This is a genomic window from Pseudoalteromonas sp. NFXS39, from assembly GCF_040148775.1.
GTDB classification, from domain to species: Bacteria; Pseudomonadota; Gammaproteobacteria; order Enterobacterales; family Alteromonadaceae; genus Pseudoalteromonas; species Pseudoalteromonas apostichopi.
On the sequence record NZ_JAGDEC010000009.1, the window covers coordinates 49,891 to 69,381 of the forward strand.

A 19,491-nucleotide genomic window follows, 5' to 3' on the forward strand; every position below is an offset into this window, starting at 1 on the left:
TCTATTAATTAAGTAGGTAACGCGATGTTAGCAAACGCTCTGTTATCACTCGTCGAACGAATCATTAATCAACTGCTGCAGTTAGACCCTCAGTTAAAAGGCAAACTTGCAGCAATTGCTGATAAACAGCTGTTGGTTGAGATACGTGATTGGCAACAGTCAATTTTGTGCGTATACAGCGACGAGCAAATTCATTTATACAGTACGCCAGAGCGCAATTTTGACTGCATGATCAGCGCTGATATCAATACCTTGTTGGCGCTTAAAGATCCGTCAATGCTAACGCAACTCATTCGCCAAGATAAGCTCGACTTGCAAGGCGATTTAAATCTTGCACAAGGCTTTAGCAATACTTTTGCAGAGCTTGATATTGACTGGCCAGAGCACTTTTCTCGATACATTGGCGATGCCCCAGCACAACAGTTGTGGCTCTCTTTACAAACCTTAAAACGTCGTGGTTCACAAACAAAGAGTAAGTTAGAAAATACCTTAACAACACTTTGCCAAGATGAGTTAGCAGTGACCATACACCCTCTTGAGCTTGCTGAGTTTAAACAGCAAAATCGCCAATTAAAAAGCCAAGTATCTCAATTAGAGATGCGAATTAACGCGCTGTTACAGTCACGCTAATGCGCTAAGGAACTTGTGTGTCGTCTGCTCGTCTTTATTACATCACTAAAACCCTTCTGAGCTACGGCTTAGACGAATTAATTCCGCGTAAAAGAGTGCCTTGGTTTGCAAAGCTCGGACGCGGAAGCTTATTTTGGTTACGCAACCAACATAAAGATAAACCTGCAGGTATGCGCTTGCGACTTGCTCTACAAGAACTTGGCCCGGTATGGATCAAGTTTGGCCAAATGCTTTCAACACGCCGTGACTTACTCCCTCATGATGTCGCATTAGAGCTTGCACTACTTCAAGATCAGGTTGAACCTTTTGAAGGTGAACTTGCCCAGCAGCTTATCGAAAAAGCGCTGGGTATTAATGATATTAGTGAATTGTTCAGTGACTTTTCGCAAACACCTTTAGCATCAGCATCGATCGCACAAGTCCATACTGCTACCTTAATTGATGAGCATGGCGCAGCTCAAGATGTGGTAATTAAAGTCATACGCCCCAATATAAAAGAGCAAATTGATGCTGACTTAATGCTGATGCAAAAAGTCGCTCGATTAGTTGCAAAGTTATTAAAAGAGGCTAAACGTTTACGTCCTATTGAAGTCGTAAACGAGTACAAAAAAACCTTGTTGGATGAACTCGACTTAATGCGAGAAGGGGCGAATGCAATACAGCTACGTCGTAACTTTGAAGACTCAAATTCACTTTACATCCCTTTTGTATACAGTGATTACAGTCGAAGTAATGTATTGGTAATGGAGCGTATTTACGGAATTCCTGTATCAGATACTGAAGCATTGCTTGCGCAAAATACCAATATGCAGCTACTAGCCGAACGCGGAGTAGAAGTCTTTTTCACGCAAGTATTCCGTGACAGTTTCTTCCATGCAGATATGCACCCGGGTAATATTTTTGTTTCTCGTGAAAACCCACATAACCCAAAATATATAGGTATTGACTGTGGCATTGTAGGCACCCTTAATCGCGAAGATAAACGCTATTTAGCAGAAAACTTTATTGCCTTTTTCAATCGTGATTATCGCCAAGTAGCGCAACTACACGTTGATTCTGGCTGGGTACCAGCCGATACCAGCATCGAAGAGTTTGAGTTTGCTATTCGTACTGTGTGTGAGCCAATTTTTAATAAACCATTAGCTGAAATCTCTTTTGGCCATGTGTTAGTCAACCTGTTTAATACGGCTCGTCGCTTTAATATGCAAGTTCAACCGCAATTAGTGTTACTGCAAAAGACGCTGTTGTATGTTGAAGGCCTTGGCAGACAACTGTATCCGCAGCTTGATCTATGGAAAACTGCTAAACCTTTCCTAGAAGATTGGGTCAAAGAACAAGTTGGTCCGCTTGCAGTAATGAAAAAAATGTATGCGAACTTGCCATTTTGGGCAGAAAAAATGCCTGAATTACCTGATTTAATTTATCAAAACTTAAAACGTCAACAACAACCTGTACAATTGCCTGCGCCGCAATCTGCTAAACCTTTGTTACTTAGCATCTTTGCTGGTAGCTGCTTGATTGTTTCAGGCTTATGTTATTTACAGCATGATTTAGTTGCGAGCGCAATTACCGCTGGCTTTGCTGTAGCGGGCTTTATTGCTGCATGGCGAAGCACATAAACTAAGTGCTATTTATGTTTTGGTGAGTATAATCGAGACAAGTCTATTCTAAAAATTTGATAAAAACGGAGTAACCCATGGGTTTTGGTGGTATCAGTATTTGGCAATTAATCATTATTTTAGCAATCATCGTTTTGTTATTTGGCACAAAGAAACTTCGTGGCATTGGCGGTGATTTAGGCAGTGCTGTAAAAGGCTTTAAAAAAGCAGTGTCTGATGAAGACCAAACTAACGCAAAAAGCGAGCAGATAGAAAAATCTTCTAACACGCAAAGCAAAGAAACCGTAGAGAAAAGCAAAGACGACCATAAGGCTTAATCAACATGGGGATGTGGGAACTTGTTGTCGTACTGATCGTAGGTCTGATTGTATTAGGTCCAGAGCGCTTGCCTGTGGCAATTCGCACTGTGAGCCGCTGGGTAAAAACATTAAAATCAGTCGCCAACTCAGTGAAAGCTGAAGTGAACGAAGAACTCCGTATCCATGAGCTTCACGAAAACTTAAAAAAAGCAGAGCAACAAAATTTGCAAGAACTCTCTCCAGATCTGCAAGACTCTGTAAACGAACTACAAAAGGCTGCCCAGTCAGTCACCCACAGTTACAAGAAAGACACGCCTGAAAAAGCAGAAATTAACAATAATGATGAAAAAAAGTGAATTTAATCTCTGCTTTTGTGGTCAATAACAACGATGATGAATAGTAAATTATGACCGAGCAAGCTCACACAGGCTTTGTTGGCCACTTAATTGAGTTGCGAAATCGACTCATGAAAGCTTTGTTAAGCATTTTGCTAATATTTATCGGCTTGGTTTATTTTGCCAACGATATTTATAGCTTTGTTGCAGCACCTCTTATAGCAAATTTGCCAAGCACTGCCACCATGATCGCAACGGATGTAACAGCACCCTTTTTTGCACCGTTTAAACTCACTCTATTTGTGGCTTTATTTGCTGCTATTCCAATGATACTGCACCAAGTTTGGAGCTTTATAGCACCCGGCTTGTATCAACATGAAAAGCGTATGCTAATGCCGATTTTGGCCTCGAGTATTTTGCTATTTTATAGTGGTATCGCATTTTGCTACTTTGTAGTGCTGCCAATCATTTTAGGGTTTTTTACTAACGCTGGCCCTGATATGATGACATTAGCGCCTGATATTAGTAGCTATTTAAGTTTTGCTTTAAAACTGTTTTTTGCTTTTGGTATTGCGTTTGAAATACCCGTCGCCATCATGCTGTTATGCTGGAGTGGTGCTACAACAACAAAAAGTTTAAAAGAAAAACGACCTTATATTGTGGTAGGTGTATTTGTGGTTGCCATGTTTTTAACACCTCCTGATGTACTGTCACAGACATTACTAGCATTACCCATGCTGTTATTATTTGAATTAGGTTTAATTTTGGCTGCATTTTATACCGCCAAGCCTCAACAGGAATCCGAGGAATAAAATGAAAAAACAACTCATTCCCTTCGTTGCTCTTTTAACAATTGCTGGTACTACTCAAGCAAACGAAGTTAACTTACAAGCACTACAAGCGTGTACTTTTGTTGAAAATGATTTTAATCGCTTACTTTGTTACGACAACGTAATGGCTGGTAAATCGCTGTCTAAACCAGCAACAAAACAACAAATTAAACAACCTGCAGCAAGCTCTACAGCAGCTGTTGTCGCGGCGCCTGTTGCAGCTGCAACAAGCGAACAAATTGTAAAAACAAAAAATGAAGACTTTGGTTTAGAGCATAAAGAAGTTGCAAAAGTTAACGATGACCAAATAAGTTCCTTAGTAAAAAGCGTAAAAAAAGCACCTTATGGTGAACTGATCATCGAGCTTGATAATGGTCAGCAATGGCGTCAAGTTGGCTCTGATAGCTTACGTTTAAAAGCACAAGATGTTGTCATAATTGAACGAGGTATTTTCAATTCTTTCCTCCTAAAAGTTAAAGGTCAAAACCGTTCGATTCGTGTAAAACGTACTAACTAATGAGCACTTCGCTAGTTGATGCTGGTGTCAACTTAAGCAATCATCAATTTGATGATATTCATGACGCTGTGTTACAACGTGCCGCTGAGGCAGATGTAACACAGATGCTGCTTATTGGCTGCGATCTTCAGAGCAGCCAAACTTCTTTGAAACTCGCTAAACAGTTCAATCAGTATTGCACAGCAGGAGTTCATCCTCACGATGCAAAAACAGCAGATAAACACCTTGAAGAACACTTAATGACTCTTAGCCAAAACATGGAAGTGGTTGCCATTGGTGAGTGTGGTTTAGATTACAATCGTGACTTTTCTCCTCGAGATGTGCAGCGTAGCGTGTTTAGACGCCAACTGAAGCTTGCTGAACAGCTTGATATGCCAGTGTACTTGCATGAACGAGATGCCTGCGAAGATATGCTCGCAATTTTGAGTGACTATAAGGTGCGAGGTGTATTGCACTGCTTTACTGGTGACCAAGATGCATTACAAAACTACCTAGCTATGGGGCTTTATATTGGTGTCACGGGCTGGGTATGCGATGAGCGCAGAGGTGAGCAACTACAGGCCTTGGTACCGTCAATTCCTTTGAATCGTTTGTTAATTGAGACCGATGCCCCCTTTTTGATGCCGAGAAATATCAGACCAAGACCGAAATCTCGCCGCAATGAGCCTCAGAACCTTCCTTATATATGCCAGCAAATTGCTGATTTGAAAGGATGCGAATTTACTGATGTTGCAAAACACACTACACTAAACTTTTGGCAATTATTTACCACTAAGGGTTAAGATGAAGCGCCTATGGTCACTGTGTGGCGTACTCTTCGTTGTTGTTTTTACTCCCTGCTTGCTGGCTAACCCGATTACTGTTAGCCCACACTTTAAATCTCTGCATTCTCTTGATGTTGAGTACACGCTTGATCCTATTACAAAACAGCAAGCATTTACGAGTGATGCTGTACCTTGGCAAAAAAACCATGGCAACACTCTTAACTTAGGCATGAACTTAAGTCCTTTGTGGTTAAAAATGTCGATTCAGAATACATCACTACATGACTTACCACTGATCTTGTCAATTGATAACCCTTTACTTGATGAAGTGGATGTATTCCACCTCCAAGCTAGCCATGTTTTATTTAGCACAAAAATTGGAGATGCTCTTCCCTTAGAAAATCGACAAATAAAAAATGAATCACTGCTTGTATCTCTAACAATTCCCAAAGCAAGCCATTCTATCGTTTATTTGAGAGTTAAAAATAACGGTGGCCTTAGAGTACCCTTAAGCCTTTGGAAGCCCTCAGAATACCTAAAACATAAAAGTAAGTTTAATTTACTCTACGGATTACTAGTAGGGTTCATTTTATCTTTAGCGATTACTAATTTGGTACTTTATGGTTTTTCAAGACGCAGTTATTTTGCTTATACAGGCTTTCTACTGATGTTATTATGGCTATCACTTACCTACTTATATGGCTTTGGGTATCGCTACCTTCAACCAAGTGGCACATCATTTCAACAATTAACGATTCCAAGCTTGTTTTTTATATGCTGCGCATTATTCGTACCTTTACAGCGTCATATTTTTGGTGCAGAGAAAAGTCGCTTGAGCCTTATTCAAAATTGGCTCGCATGGGGTGTCATTTTCATTACTTTCATATTGTGGTTTTTACCTGTTTATGTCGCGATTTCGCTCTGCTTATTAAGCTTGCCTATTTTATTAGCTGCCTTTATTGCTATCGCTATAAAACAGTTTAACCACGAATATAAACAGCCATCCATTGCATTTATTATTGCTATGTTAGCGTTCTGCTCAGCAATTATTCACAGCGCATTTGCCGTTTTTAATCCATACAACTTGTATATAAATGAGCAGTCACTCATCTTTATTTTCTTTTTAATTTGTAGTTTAAGCCTAAGCTATGCTGTTACAAAACTGTTTATAATGCAACGTGATGCAGAAGTAGCATTACAGCAGACAGCTCTGGCTGAAAGTAAAGCACAAGATAATCTGATGCAAGAACGCCTAAAACTTCAAGAGCAAGCTCGGCAAAATCTTGAGGCTAATATTGAGGAGCGTACTTTCGAGTTACAAGTCACCCTTCGCGAGCTAGAAGAAAAAAACCGGGAGCTTGAACAGCTCAATATGGAAGATGCGCTGACCAAAACCAAGAACCGCCGCTATTTTGATAAAAAACTGCTGATGGATATTCGCCGTTCTCGTCGTGAACAAACGCCATTGGCTATAATTATGATAGATATTGATCACTTCAAAGCCGTCAATGACACTTACGGCCATTTAACAGGTGATCAAACAATTCAAGCTGCCGCCGATGTCATCAAGCAGCACCTTAAGCGACCGCTCGATGAGGTCGCACGCTATGGTGGCGAAGAATTTGTAGTGCTATTGCCCAATACGCCCCTTACAGGTGCATTAGAAATTGCTGAACAAATACGCAAAGCAGCAGAAAAGACTGATATAATAGTTGCCGGAACAACGATTAAATTTACTTTGAGTGCAGGTGTTTACAGCGCAATTGCTGAAGACATTAATAACCCAAGTTTATTCACTGACTATGCCGACAAAGCCTTATATCATGCCAAGCAATCAGGTCGAAATCGCGTAGTGAGTTATCCTCTACCAAACTAGGAGTATACAAGCATGGCCCAATCAGGACTCGACCTTTTCCCTTATACACGTATGCGCCGCATGCGTCGTGATGGCTTCTCTCGTCGCCTAATGGCTGAAAACCAACTGACCGTTAATGACCTTATTTTTCCTGTATTTGTTTTAGAAGGTAAAAACCGCCGCGAAGCTATTGAGTCTATGCCAGGCGTAGAGCGCCTTTCTATTGATTTACTACTTGAAGAAGCAAAAGAACTCGTTGAATTAGGTGTACCTGCCGTTGCTCTTTTCCCCGTAACACCTAGCGATAAAAAATCTTTACTAGCTGAAGAAGCCTACAACCCTGATGCATTAGCACAGCGTACAGTTCGCGCATTAAAAGAAGCGTTTCCTGAGCTTGGTGTGATCACTGATGTTGCACTTGACCCGTTCACAGTACATGGCCAAGATGGCATAATTGATGAAGATGGTTACGTGATTAATGATGTAACAACTGAAATCTTAGTTAAGCAAGCGCTATCACATGCCGAAGCAGGTGCCGATATAGTCGCACCTTCAGACATGATGGATGGACGCATTGGTGCAATTCGTGAAGCACTCGAAGCCGAAGGCCATATCCACACTCGTATTATGGCTTACTCTGCAAAATACGCTTCAAGCTACTACGGTCCGTTCCGTGATGCAGTGGGCTCTGCAGGTAACTTGAAAGGCGCCGATAAAAAGACCTATCAAATGGACCCTGCCAACTCTGATGAAGCTATTCGTGAAGTAGCCCTTGACCTTCAAGAAGGTGCAGACATGGTTATGGTGAAACCTGGCATGCCATATTTAGATGTTGTACGTCGCGTAAAAGATGAATTTGGTGTACCAACATTTGCTTACCAAGTCAGTGGTGAATATGCCATGCATAAAGCAGCCATTGATAACGGTTGGCTTGCAGAAGAAGCAATAATCATGGAGTCATTATTAGCATTTAAGCGTGCTGGCGCAGATGGCATCCTAACTTATTTTGCAAAACAAGCAGCAGTTTGGTTAAAAAATAACTAATCTAAAGTAAATATTCTAAAAATTGGAAATTATTCCTATTTTATTAACATTTTGCATTTAATTTGTCATAGATTTTTCTTAAAGTACTGTGTCCCATATTGGGACTTTAAAAATACATACACGGGAAAAATAATGATAAATACAAAATTAACGCCGCTCGCGCTTGTTATTGCAAGCCTGAGCGCGCCTGCTTCTGCCAACCTAATCATCTCTGAATACGTTGAAGGAAGCTCTAACAATAAAGCGGTAGAACTTTACAACAACTCTGGCGCTGAACTATCGCTTGATGGTTACACTATCTCTTTATACTCAAATGGTAATGGAGACCTAGCAGATCCAAACAACAGCTTAGCTTTAACAGGTACACTTGCAGCAAATGCGACCTACGTTATTGTTAACGCTGGTTCTGTTGATGAATTGAAGACAAAAGCCGATACAGAATCAACAATTACTTACTTCAACGGTGATGACGCGCTAGTCCTAACTAAAGACGGTGAAATAGTTGATAGCTTTGGTCAACTAGGTGTTGATCCTGGTTCAGCATGGGATGAAGGCGGTGTAACAACAGCCAATAAAACACTACGTCGCAAAACGACTGTGACTTCAGGTCGTACTGATGCAACATCAGCATTTAACCCTAGCGAAGAGTGGGAACAATTCGACCAAAATGATTTTAGCAATATTGGTCAATACGGTGAAAGCACAGAACCAACTCCTGAGCCAGAGCCAGTTACTCCGCTTGAGTGTGGAGCAACAAAAACATTAATCAACGCAATTCAAGGTGAAGGCGGCGACAGCCCACTTATTGACACTGAAGTTGAAGTTGAAGGTGTAGTGACCGCAGACTTCCAAGCTGATGATCAGCTAAAAGGCTTCTTTATTAGCTCACTTGCTGCTGATGCTGATACAAACCCACTTACCTCTGAAGGTGTATTTGTTTATTTCGCAGATACTGATGTTGCCGTTGGTGATCATGTACGTGTTAAAGGTAGCGTAGCTGAATACTACAGCGCGACACAGCTAGGTGATGTAAGCCAAGTTGAAATCTGTGCTACAGGCCTATCTACAGATCCAACCGTTGTTACTTTACCAGTTGCTGAAGTTGCAGACCTTGAAGCCTATGAAGGTATGTTAGTAACCATAGATCAACCTTTAGTTGTCAATAACAACTACGGTCTTGGCCGTTATGGTGAGGTTGACTTAGGTACTGAGCGTTTATACCAAGGTACTCAAATTGCACTACCGGGTGATGCAGCAAATGCTGTTGAAGCTGAAAACCTGAAAAAACAAATCTTACTCGACGATGGTTCAACAAAACAAAACCTTGATCCAATCGCCTACCCAGGCACAGGTCTTGATGCCTATAACACATTACGTTCGGGTGACACAGTAAACACTGTTACAGGTGTGATGGGTTACAGTTTCAACCGTTACCGCATTCACCCTACAGTGCAACCTGAGTTTACAGCAACAAACCCACGTACCGATGCGCCAGAGCTTAACGAAGATGCAGATCTTCGTGTAGCGAGCTTCAACGTATTAAACTATTTCAATGGTGATGGCCAAGGCGCAGGTTTCCCAACTAGCCGTGGTGCAGACAGCGAAGAAGAGTTTATTCGTCAGCAAGCAAAAATTGTCAGTGCAATTACAGCTATCAATGCTGATGTCATTGGCTTAATGGAAATCGAAAACGATGGTTTCGGTGAAAACAGTGCTATTGCAAGCCTAGTTTCAGCACTTAATGACGAAGATGCAGAAAACACTTACGCATTTGTTGATTTTGATGTTGAAAAAATTGGTACTGATCAAATCACAACAGCTTTAATTTATCGCTCAAATAAAGTATCAGAAGTAGGTAAGGCAGCTCATACAACTGCTGAACCTTTTGATTACAGCAATCGTCCGCCTATTGCCCAAAGCTTCAAATCTCTTGAAAGCGAAGAAATCTTCACAGTTGCAGTTGCCCACTTAAAATCTAAAGGTGGCTGTGGCAGCGCTGAGGGTAATAATGCTGACTTAGGCGATGGTCAAGCCTGTTGGAATGAAATCCGTGTTGCGGGTGCTAATGCTTATGCAGATTGGTTAGCAACTTACCCAACTGAAGTTGAAGATGAAGATATCATCCTAGTGGGTGACATGAACTCTTACGCGATGGAAGATCCTATTCGTGCATTTGCAGACAAAGGTCTTAAGAGTGCGGTTGCTGAACTAGACGGTGATACATTAGGTTACTCTTATAGCTTCTCTGGCCGTATTGGTAGTCTTGACCACGCGCTAGTAACTGAATCTATGCTTGATAAAGTTGTTGCTGCGACTGATTGGCATATCAATGCCGATGAGCCAATCAGCCTAGACTACAACCTTGAGTATAAGTCAGCAACACAACAAGCAGGCCTTTATGCAGATAATGCATATCGTGCATCTGATCACGATCCTGTGATTATTGATATTCAATCTGCAGAGCCTATTCCTGAGCAACAAGCACCTATAATCGAAGCAGATCAAACATTCGAAATCGTAGAAAACAGTGAAATTGGCGCAGTTATAGGCCAATTAGTTTTCTCTGATGGCGATGCTGATTACACACCTGTAGTAAGTTTTAGTATTGTTGGTGAGCATGCAGATGCGATTGCAATCAGTGCCGCAGGTGAAATCACAGTTGCTAAAGAGCTAGATTTCGAAGAAGAAGATAAGCTTACGCTGATGATCCGTGCACAGGATAGCGCAGGCAACTTATCAGAAGCGCAACTGCTATACATCAACATTACTAACGATGAAGCAGATGATGTAACTGAAGAAGATGAAGCAGAGAAAGAGTCTAAAGATGATGATTCTGGTTCACTTGCTTGGTTAAGCTTACTAGCTTTACCATTTGCACTGCGTCGTCGTCTAAAGAAATAAACGACACAATATGAATAAATGGCCGCTTTCGCGGCCATTTTATTTGTATCGTTAAGCGATTTGTTCTTCTTTATTGTCAGGTTGGTAAAGTGCTGTTATCGAGCCCTGTTGCTGCTCATCAATTTGCCAATTAATAAACCTTAATACTTTGCCATTTTTAAGGAAAACCCTAAAAACAGTCAAAAATGCCACCGATTTAAACTCAATTTCCTTAATGTCCTCAGCATTTATATAACGCTTTCCTAAGCCTAATGAGTAACATATCCCTGCCTTATAACAATATAAAGAGCGCATCCCTAAATAGCTCAGCACAAGAAATATAAGTAATACAGGCAAAATAATAATTAATAATGATGTTCCAAAGGAGTTGGCAACTAATGCAATAAGCATAGCCAACGCGATCTTGATTCCTTGTAAAATCCAGTTTGGACTTAACTTGATCATTTTCATAAATATAAATCTTAATTTGATAGCTTTAGAAAATTAATACTAAATAACTAAAAATGGTTGTTATCACGATTCTACATTGCTGAAAATAGGTACACAAGTGAATAAAAATACTTTATAAGTGCATTTCAATATTTGGATTGCAACCTACTAAAAACACAGTCTTTTATGAAATATTAATTTTGTATGAAAATAACACTTAAAAAACCAACACCAAGACTTTAAGCTTAATGTTAGAGATATATAGATACTAAAGAATGAGATTATTGGATTGCGACAATTAATACCAATCCGCTTAATTAAGTAGTCTATTTTGAGGCAATTAAACCTCGTTGAGAACAAGGCAAAAATTTCGTTATTTAGTTGTTCTAAATGAGAAATTTTTAACGCAGTTAGCGACAGGTTTAATCCCTCAAAATGATTAAGTATTATTGCGGGTTGGTATAAGAAGGACTGAACAAAAATCAACCATTTACATTGAATAGTTTTGTTTATATCAATTAAATATCTTTTTAGAATATAAAAAACCCGCAACTAGTGCGGGTTTTTTCAAAGAATTAAAAGGCTAATTACTTAGCAGCTTTTTTCTCTTTTTCTGCAGCGATTACTGTTTCAGCAACGTTTGCAGGACATGGTGCGTAGTGTGAGAACTCCATAGAGAACTGACCACGACCTGACGTGATTGTACGTAAGTGGCCGATGTAACCGAACATTTCAGAAAGTGGTACATCACCCTTGATGCGAACGCCCATTGCGCCAGCTTCTTGGTCTTTGATCATACCACGACGACGGTTAAGGTCACCGATTACGTCACCTACGTTGTCTTCCGGAGTGAATACGTCAACTTTCATGATTGGCTCAAGAAGTTGTGCACCCGCTTTAGGGATAGACTGACGGAAAGCGCCTTTAGCAGCGATTTCGAACGCGATTGCTGATGAGTCAACTGCGTGGAAAGCACCGTCGAAAAGTTCAACTTCAACGTCTAATACTGGGAAGCCAGCTAGAACACCTTCTTGCATCATTGATGCGAAGCCTTTCTCAACTGCAGGCCAGAATTCTTTAGGTACGTTACCACCAACAACTGATGAAGAGAACGTGAAGCCTGAGTTTTGCTCGCCTGGCTTGATGCGGTAATCGATCTTACCGAATTGACCAGAACCACCAGATTGTTTCTTATGCGTGTAGCTATCTTCGATTTCTTTCGTGATAGTTTCACGGTAAGCAACCTGAGGTTGACCAACAACTAGGTCTACGCCGTAAGTACGCTTAAGGATATCTACTTTGATATCTAAGTGAAGCTCACCCATACCTTTAAGGATGGTTTCGCCTGAATCTTCGTCAGTTTCAACTTGGAATGAAGGATCTTCTGCAACCATCTTACCGATCGCGATACCCATCTTCTCGTTACCGCCTTTGTCTTTAGGAGCAACAGCGATTGAGATTACTGGATCAGGGAAGATCATCGCTTCAAGTGTACATTCGTGCTTAGGATCACAAAGAGTGTGACCAGTTTGAACGTTCTTCATACCAACAACAGCGATGATGTCACCCGCTTGTGCTTCAGTAAGTTCGTTACGCTCGTCAGCTTGCATCTCAACCATACGGCCGATACGCTCTGTTTTACCAGTTGCTGAGTTAAGGATTGTGTCACCTTTCTTCATGCGACCAGCGTAGATACGGATGAACGTAAGTGCACCGAAACGGTCGTCCATGATTTTGAACGCTAACGCTTTAAGTGGCTCATCTGCAGAAACAGTTGCTACTTCACCAGTAGGCTCACCTGTTTCAGGATCAGTTAGAGGTTGTGGGTCAACTTCTGTAGGCGAAGGTAGGTAATCTACAACCGCGTCTAGTACTAACTGCATACCTTTGTTTTTGAATGCAGAACCACAGTATGTTGGGAAGAACGCAAGATCACGAGTACCTTTACGGATACAACGTTTGATGTCTTCTAGAGAAGGCTCTTCACCTTCCATGTAAGCCATCATTAGGTCTTCGTCTTGCTCAACAGCAGACTCAACAAGCATCTCATGGTATTCATCAACTTTGTCTACCATGTCAGCTGGAACGTCTTGTACTTCGTAGTTTTCAGGAAGACCAGTCTCGTCCCAAACGTATGCTTTTTTCTCAAGTACGTCTACAACACCACAAAATTGGTCTTCGATACCGATTGGTAAAGTCATAACTAGTGGGTTAGCACCTAGTACTTTCTCAACTTGACCTACAACGCGGTAGAAATCAGCACCCATACGGTCTAATTTGTTTACGAAGATTACACGTGCAACTTCTGATTCGTTCGCATAACGCCAGTTAGTTTCTGACTGCGGCTCAACACCACCAGAACCACAGAATACACCGATACCACCGTCTAGTACTTTAAGTGAACGGTATACTTCTACTGTGAAGTCAACGTGTCCCGGAGTATCGATAACGTTTAAGCGGTGGCCTTTCCACTCACAAGTTACAGCTGCTGATTGGATTGTAATACCACGCTCAGCTTCTTGTTCCATGAAGTCAGTAGTAGACTCACCGTCGTGTACCTCACCAGTCTTATGAATTTTACCCGTAAGCTTAAGGATACGCTCAGTGGTGGTAGTTTTACCCGCGTCAACGTGGGCGAAAATACCAATATTTCTGTACTTCGATAAATCTGCCATTATTTTACTCTTAATAAAGTCGAAAAATTATTCGGCGGGAGTATAGCATTACTTAAAGCGAACATCACCATCGAAGTCGCTTAAAATGCAATCAATTTTATAAAATTTTTCTATGCTCAGGATAAGCGGCACTTTTTAACGTGCCGAACAGTGAGTTTATGCTACTAAAATCGCTAATTTAGAGCTGATTTGGCAATTAAATGATGCGATTAGCTGCTTGTCATTTTATAACAGCGCTCAGGTCGCCCGATACTCCCGTAGCTCTGATCAGCACTGACTTGCTCGGCTTCAAGCAAGTATTCGAGGTAACGGCGGGCTGTTGAGCGACTTACGCCCACTAAATCCCCCATTTGCTGAGCAGTAAAAGCCGTGCCAATATTCGCTTTAAAAGCTTTTAAGATCTTTTGCAAAGTAAGCTGATCCACCCCTTTTGGTAGCCTAACTGGCGTTTTTAACTGTTCTTGCGATCCAAATAAAGTATCGACCATAGATTGGGTTACTTCATCGGCATCTGAGAAACATTGTTGTCTTGCTTCGAATCGTGCCAATGCTTGATCTAAGCGATTTAGCATTAATGGCTTAACCAAGAAGTCACAAGCGCCAAGCTGCATGGCTTTTTCTAGTGTTTCTACTTCTTTTGCTGCGGTTAAAAGCATTACTTCGCTTTTCATTTCCTCGCGGCGCAACTCATTAAGTAAATCAAGACCATTGCCATCGGGTAAATGAATATCGAGCAAAATTAAATCGGCATTAACGGCCGATAATAACGCTTTCGCAGTGGCAAGATTGCCTGCAATACCAACAACCTGATATTGCCCTTGACGCAGTGTTTGCCGCGCCCCTTGTTGGCCAGCTACGCCATGAGGAAGTAATAAATATTGCGCCAATAATTGGGCAACTTCTACTTCATCTTCAACAATGACAACTGAGTAAGTCATGTTCTTTACCTTTTATTTATAGGCTGATCATTTTTATTATTTTGGAATGTAGACACTTAAACGTGCCCCCATCAGATCAGACTCACCTATTTCTAAACTACCACGACACGAATCTAAGTTGGTTTTGACTAAATAAAGGCCAATACCATGCTCAGCCCCTGACTTAGAACTGTATTGTGGTGTAAATATCACATCCTTGTCATCGCCTAAACCAAAACCGCTGTCTTCAACATCAAACAATAATGTTTTACTGGTTTCATCAACCGTAACACGAACCTTAGGGGTACGTGTATCGCTAGCTCGAATAGCGGCTTCAATTGCGTTATCAATCAAATTGCCAAGTATCGAGACAACCCGTTCCAGCATATCTTTACGGGTGATTGATCCCAATAAGCTATCTGGATTAAGCTCAAGTATTACGTTTAATTCACGGGCTTTATGGTATTTACCAACAAGTAACCCAGCAAGTACCGGATCTTGGATCCTTTCGAGTAAATGATGGATCTGTGCTTGCGAGCCCTTGCTTTCTTGTCCAATTAACTCAATAGCCTGCTCAGTTTGTCCCATTTGAATTAATGCACCAATCAAGTTTAGCTTGTTTGAGTAATCATGAGTTTGTACTCGTAATAGCTCAGCAAAAGCTTGCACTTTAGTTAGTTGCTGCGATAAATACTCAAGCTCATCCGCTGGGCGCATACTCAATAAAATCCCATCAGCCTGATCTTGAACTTGCAGTGCATATCGCGACAACACAATGCGTTTATCTGCAGCAAATAATTCAAAACCTACAATCGGACGCTGTTGGTTATGCATCAAAAACTCAGTATGTTCAGGAAGTAAATCTTCAAGCTTAAGTGGCTGATGAATACAGCTGATCGGTTTACCAAGGATTTCGCAAGCACGTTGGTTTAAGTTACGCACGTTACCTTCAGGATCGAGGGCGATAATGCCGCTACGAACAGTATTCAAAATAGCATCTTGCTCTGAGAACAGCCTTGCAATTTCGTCAGGCTGTAAACCAAAAATAGCGTTACGAACCCGTTGCCCGATATACACCGCAGCCAAAATACTTAAACCGACTAACAACAAGCCCCAAAGCATAATTTCAGCACTGCGAGCACGAATGAGCGGTTCAATTGATTGCACTAAAAAGCCAACCGATACCAAGCCGATGACTTCGCCTTGCTCTGAGAGCACAGGGACTTTGCCACGGATAGACTCGCCCAAACTCCCCTTTGCAATCGACACATAACGCTCACCACGTAGCGCCGCTTTACTATCCCCACCCACCATAGGTTTACCCAGCTTGTCAGAGTCGGGGTGAACAATGCGACGGGTATTCCTATCACCGATAACAATAAAACTAGCTGCGGTTAGTTCATGAATATGCTCTATTTGCTTATTTAACTCATTAAGCCCTTGCTTGGTTTGTAATGCGTTTAGCACGTCATCTCGTGAAGCAATACTGGTTGCTAGCGAAAGCGCTTTATCACCCATGTGGTTATGTAAGCTTTCTGCAGTGATCTGATACACCAAAGCGCCAAACAACACAGCCTGTAAAACACATAGACCGGTAACCCAAATGATGAGCCGCGTTTCTAAGCGCTTTGGTTTTTTAACCACATGCTGAAATGGGTTTAGCTTATTGGTGTATCTCATATCAGTGCCTTGTACTACGCATGTTGCCCTGTTTGCGTAGCTGCTTTGTCTTTACGACGTTGGACAATATAGTCTTTCAGTGGGAACAACAACACTAAGATCGAAATCACAAAAATACTCAGTGTTAATGGGCGGTCCCATAAAAAGCTCAGCGAGCCATCTGAAATCATCATCGCACGGCGGAAATTTCGCTCAATCATATCACCGAGGATAAAGCCAAGTAATAAAGGCGCCATCGGGAAAGCTAACAATCTAAGCACCAAGGCCACCAGCGCAAAGCCCACCATCATAAATAAATCAAAGGTGTTAAATGACACTAAATACACGCCAATTAAGCTGAAGAATAAAATCATTACTGTCAGCACAGATTTAGGCATTGCCAGCACTTTGGCAAAATACGGAATCAACGGCAAATTCAAAATAAGCAGTACAATATTGCCAAAGTACATACTGACAATTACCGCCCAAAACACACTTGGATTTTCTTGCATTAGCATAGGACCCGGCTGAATACCGTAGGCAATTAATGCACCTAGCATAATCGCAGTAGTGCCCGAACCCGGAATACCTAAAGTCAGTAATGGTACAAATGAGCCCGTACAAGCAGCATTATTAGCAGACTCAGGTGCGGCTAAGCCACGCATTGAGCCCTTACCAAATTTATCTTTCAGTGCCTTTGGAGCAAGGTTCCGCTCAGTGGCATAGGCCATAAAGCTGGCAATGGTTGCCCCTGCGCCCGGTAAAACACCGACAATAAAGCCAAGTAAAGATGATCGGCCAACCACAGGAGCCATGTCTTTTACTTCTTCTTTAGTCAGTTTTGTTGAGCCAATTTTTGGCGTATCAGGATCATCAATTTTTTTATCTGGTTCAGCTTCAGGGCGTGCCACATTAATCAGAGCTTCAGCCAACGCGAACGTTGCCATTGCTACTAATAAAAAGCTAATACCATCTAATAAATCAGCTTGGCCAAAGGTAAAGCGCTCGGTACCTGAAGAGGGATCAATCCCTACTGTTGCCAGCATTAAACCAAATACCGTCATCATCATGGCTTTTAGAAATTGCCCTTTATTAGAGAACGCGGCAATGGCCGTTAAGCCTAAAAACATCAGTACAACATAATCAGGCGATTGGAAACTTAATGACACTTTTGCTAATAAAGGCGCAGCCACCATCAGTAAAATGGCCCCAATCGTACCGCCTATAAAGGATGAATAAGCTGCAATCGCAAGGGCTTTACCTGCCTTACCCTGCTTTGCTAGCGGGTAGCCATCAAACGATGACGCTACCGTCCCCGCCACACCCGGCGCATTAATCAAAATAGAAGAAGTAGAGCCACCGAATATAGCCCCGTAGTAAACACCGGCCATTAAAATCATGCCCGAATCAGCACCGATGCTGTAAGTGATCGGGATCATCAACGCAATCGCAGTAATTGGACCTAGACCAGGTAACATACCGATGAACGTGCCAACAAAGCAGCCTACAATCACATATAACAAGTTGTTCCAGTCGAGTACGGTCGACAAACCTAACATAATTCCATCAAGCATAACTTAACTCCACAGATTGCCAGGTACTAAGTAGATGCCCAGTACTTGTGTCATTAAAAACCAAAAAACCACGGCCACAGGCACTGAAGCAAACAACAACACCTTCTTACGGCGTTCACCCATAATAAAAAAGCCAGCAATTAAAAATGCACTGGTGGCAATTAAAAAACCAAACGGTTCAAGCATGGCGCTATAAGCAACCATTAAAACCAACAGTGCAAAGGTACGTAGTAAGTTGCCTTTACTGAGTAGCTCTGCTTTTTCTGCAGGCGCCTGCTTTAATAAGTTGGCACCAATCGAAAGTACACACACCACGATACCGAATACTGCATACACTTTTGGTAAGGTTGCTGAAGTAACACTTTCGTACTCTTCAAATGGCATAAGTGGAATTTGCCAAGCCACAAGGGCGTAGAGGGTAAAGAGGACCAAGAATAAACTTGGTCCAATTAGTTCACGGTTTAACATTGTCTAACCTTAGCCTCGGATAAAACCAAGTTCTTTCATTACAACGCGTAATTGCGCTTCTTGCTGCTCAAGCGATTTAATAAACGCGTCTTTTTCTTGAAACAGATTTAGCCAACCATTACGGGCACGAACCGCTTCCCATTCAGGGGTTTGTTGCAGCTTACGCAGCTTTTCTGTGTACTCTGCTAGCTTATCTGCAGGTAAATCTGGGGTCGCAAAAAAGCCGCGCCAGTTTACGAACTCCATGTCGTAACCTAGCGACTTTAAGGTTGGAATTGCTGGGTAATCTGGCAATTTATCTGCAGAAGTCACCGCTAAAATCCGTGCCTGACCGCCATTAGCGACTTCGAGTGCCTCACTTAAGCCTGTCGAAAGTAAGTTGACCTCACCCGACAATAAACCTGCTTTCGCTTTACCACCGGCATCGTAAGGAATGTAACGTAATCGACGACCATCAATACCCGCTGCTTTCACCGCTTGTGCTGCTACTAAGTGATCCATGCTGCCGCGCGCTGAGCCACCCGCTACTTTTACAGAGCCAGAGTCTTTTTTCATTGCATCAATAACGTCTTGCCATGTTTTAAAAGGTGAGTCATTACGGACAACAAACGCACCATAATCAGCAATCATGCTGGCAACTGGCGTTAAATCGCGATAACTGTAAGGGATTTTTCCTGATAATGCGCGCAGTACGATAGGCGTTGAGTTAACCATCAACATATCGCCTTTTTTAGTGCCCGACTCAATCAAATAAGCAATCGCACGGCCACCGCCGCCGCCCGACATATTCTGAAACGATGCATTATCTTCAATGCCCGCTTTCACCATTGCTTCACCGACACCACGTGCTGTGGTATCCCAACCGCCACCAGGGCCACCCGGTACCAAAAAGTGTAAGTTTGCCAATGCTAGCGGGCTGGTTACTAATAACGAAGCTGCTAAAAGAGAGCTTTTTAATGATTTAAACTTAGTCAT

Annotated in this window: 17 protein-coding genes; 10 read left to right on the forward strand and 7 right to left on the reverse strand. The window is 41.9% G+C overall.

Annotated features, from left to right (window positions below):
- Positions 1-24 precede the first annotated feature (24 nt).
- The 10 genes from J3455_RS16205 to J3455_RS16250 all read left to right on the forward strand — a co-directional run bounded on the left by J3455_RS16205 (position 25) and on the right by J3455_RS16250 (position 10,794).
- A complete protein-coding gene (locus J3455_RS16205) occupies positions 25-630 on the forward strand; it encodes a ubiquinone biosynthesis accessory factor UbiJ (protein WP_349562040.1) in 606 nt (201 codons plus the stop codon).
- Positions 631-647: 17 nt separating this feature from the next.
- Complete coding sequence (ubiB, locus tag J3455_RS16210) at positions 648-2,249, forward strand: ubiquinone biosynthesis regulatory protein kinase UbiB (RefSeq protein WP_130050250.1); 1,602 nt, start codon at positions 648-650, stop codon at positions 2,247-2,249.
- Between the two features lie 77 nt (positions 2,250-2,326).
- Positions 2,327-2,566 (forward strand): Sec-independent protein translocase subunit TatA, encoded by a 240-nt coding sequence (tatA, locus tag J3455_RS16215; protein WP_130050249.1) that lies wholly within the window; start codon positions 2,327-2,329, stop codon positions 2,564-2,566.
- A 5-nt stretch (positions 2,567-2,571) separates the two neighbouring features.
- Positions 2,572-2,904 carry a Sec-independent protein translocase protein TatB gene (gene tatB, locus J3455_RS16220; protein WP_130050248.1) on the forward strand — a complete coding sequence of 111 codons (333 nt, stop codon included), beginning with the start codon at positions 2,572-2,574 and terminating at the stop codon, positions 2,902-2,904.
- Between the two features lie 50 nt (positions 2,905-2,954).
- Positions 2,955-3,695 carry a twin-arginine translocase subunit TatC gene (tatC, locus tag J3455_RS16225; protein ID WP_130050247.1) on the forward strand — a complete coding sequence of 247 codons (741 nt, stop codon included), beginning with the start codon at positions 2,955-2,957 and terminating at the stop codon, positions 3,693-3,695.
- Between the two features lies 1 nt (position 3,696).
- The gene (locus J3455_RS16230) at positions 3,697-4,230 is read left to right on the forward strand and encodes a hypothetical protein (protein ID WP_130050246.1); all 534 of its coding nucleotides are present in this window, start codon (positions 3,697-3,699) and stop codon (positions 4,228-4,230) included.
- Positions 4,230-5,012 carry a TatD family hydrolase gene (locus tag J3455_RS16235; protein ID WP_130050245.1) on the forward strand — a complete coding sequence of 261 codons (783 nt, stop codon included), beginning with the start codon at positions 4,230-4,232 and terminating at the stop codon, positions 5,010-5,012. Before J3455_RS16230 ends, J3455_RS16235 begins: the two co-directional genes overlap by 1 nt.
- A gap of 1 nt (position 5,013) precedes the next feature.
- A complete protein-coding gene (locus tag J3455_RS16240; RefSeq protein WP_130050244.1) occupies positions 5,014-6,870 on the forward strand; it encodes a sensor domain-containing diguanylate cyclase in 1,857 nt (618 codons plus the stop codon).
- A gap of 12 nt (positions 6,871-6,882) precedes the next feature.
- Positions 6,883-7,893, forward strand: coding sequence for a porphobilinogen synthase (hemB, locus tag J3455_RS16245; RefSeq protein WP_130050243.1), 1,011 nt, complete (start codon positions 6,883-6,885; stop codon positions 7,891-7,893).
- Positions 7,894-8,025: 132 nt separating this feature from the next.
- On the forward strand, positions 8,026-10,794 hold the full coding sequence (locus J3455_RS16250) for an ExeM/NucH family extracellular endonuclease (RefSeq protein WP_349562041.1): 2,769 nt from the start codon (positions 8,026-8,028) through the stop codon (positions 10,792-10,794).
- 51 nt (positions 10,795-10,845) lie between these two features.
- Here the strand turns inward: J3455_RS16250 and J3455_RS16255 are convergent, their stop codons facing one another.
- From J3455_RS16255 to J3455_RS16285, 7 genes are all read right to left on the reverse strand, one after another.
- A complete protein-coding gene (locus J3455_RS16255) occupies positions 10,846-11,244 on the reverse strand; it encodes a hypothetical protein (protein WP_130050241.1) in 399 nt (132 codons plus the stop codon).
- A 566-nt stretch (positions 11,245-11,810) separates the two neighbouring features.
- On the reverse strand, positions 11,811-13,898 hold the full coding sequence (fusA, locus tag J3455_RS16260) for an elongation factor G (RefSeq protein WP_130050239.1): 2,088 nt from the start codon (positions 13,896-13,898) through the stop codon (positions 11,811-11,813).
- Positions 13,899-14,107: 209 nt separating this feature from the next.
- Positions 14,108-14,836 carry a response regulator gene (locus J3455_RS16265; RefSeq protein WP_130050238.1) on the reverse strand — a complete coding sequence of 243 codons (729 nt, stop codon included), beginning with the start codon at positions 14,834-14,836 and terminating at the stop codon, positions 14,108-14,110.
- Between the two features lie 36 nt (positions 14,837-14,872).
- Positions 14,873-16,495, reverse strand: a complete 1,623-nt coding sequence (locus J3455_RS16270) for an ATP-binding protein (protein ID WP_349562042.1) — start codon at positions 16,493-16,495, stop codon at positions 14,873-14,875.
- Between the two features lie 14 nt (positions 16,496-16,509).
- Positions 16,510-18,048 carry a tripartite tricarboxylate transporter permease gene (locus J3455_RS16275; RefSeq protein ID WP_167658247.1) on the reverse strand — a complete coding sequence of 513 codons (1,539 nt, stop codon included), beginning with the start codon at positions 18,046-18,048 and terminating at the stop codon, positions 16,510-16,512.
- A 3-nt stretch (positions 18,049-18,051) separates the two neighbouring features.
- Entirely contained in the window at positions 18,052-18,516 is a 465-nt protein-coding gene (locus J3455_RS16280; protein WP_063700962.1) for a tripartite tricarboxylate transporter TctB family protein, read from the reverse strand.
- 9 nt (positions 18,517-18,525) lie between these two features.
- Positions 18,526-19,491 carry a Bug family tripartite tricarboxylate transporter substrate binding protein gene (locus J3455_RS16285; protein ID WP_286260124.1) on the reverse strand — a complete coding sequence of 322 codons (966 nt, stop codon included), beginning with the start codon at positions 19,489-19,491 and terminating at the stop codon, positions 18,526-18,528.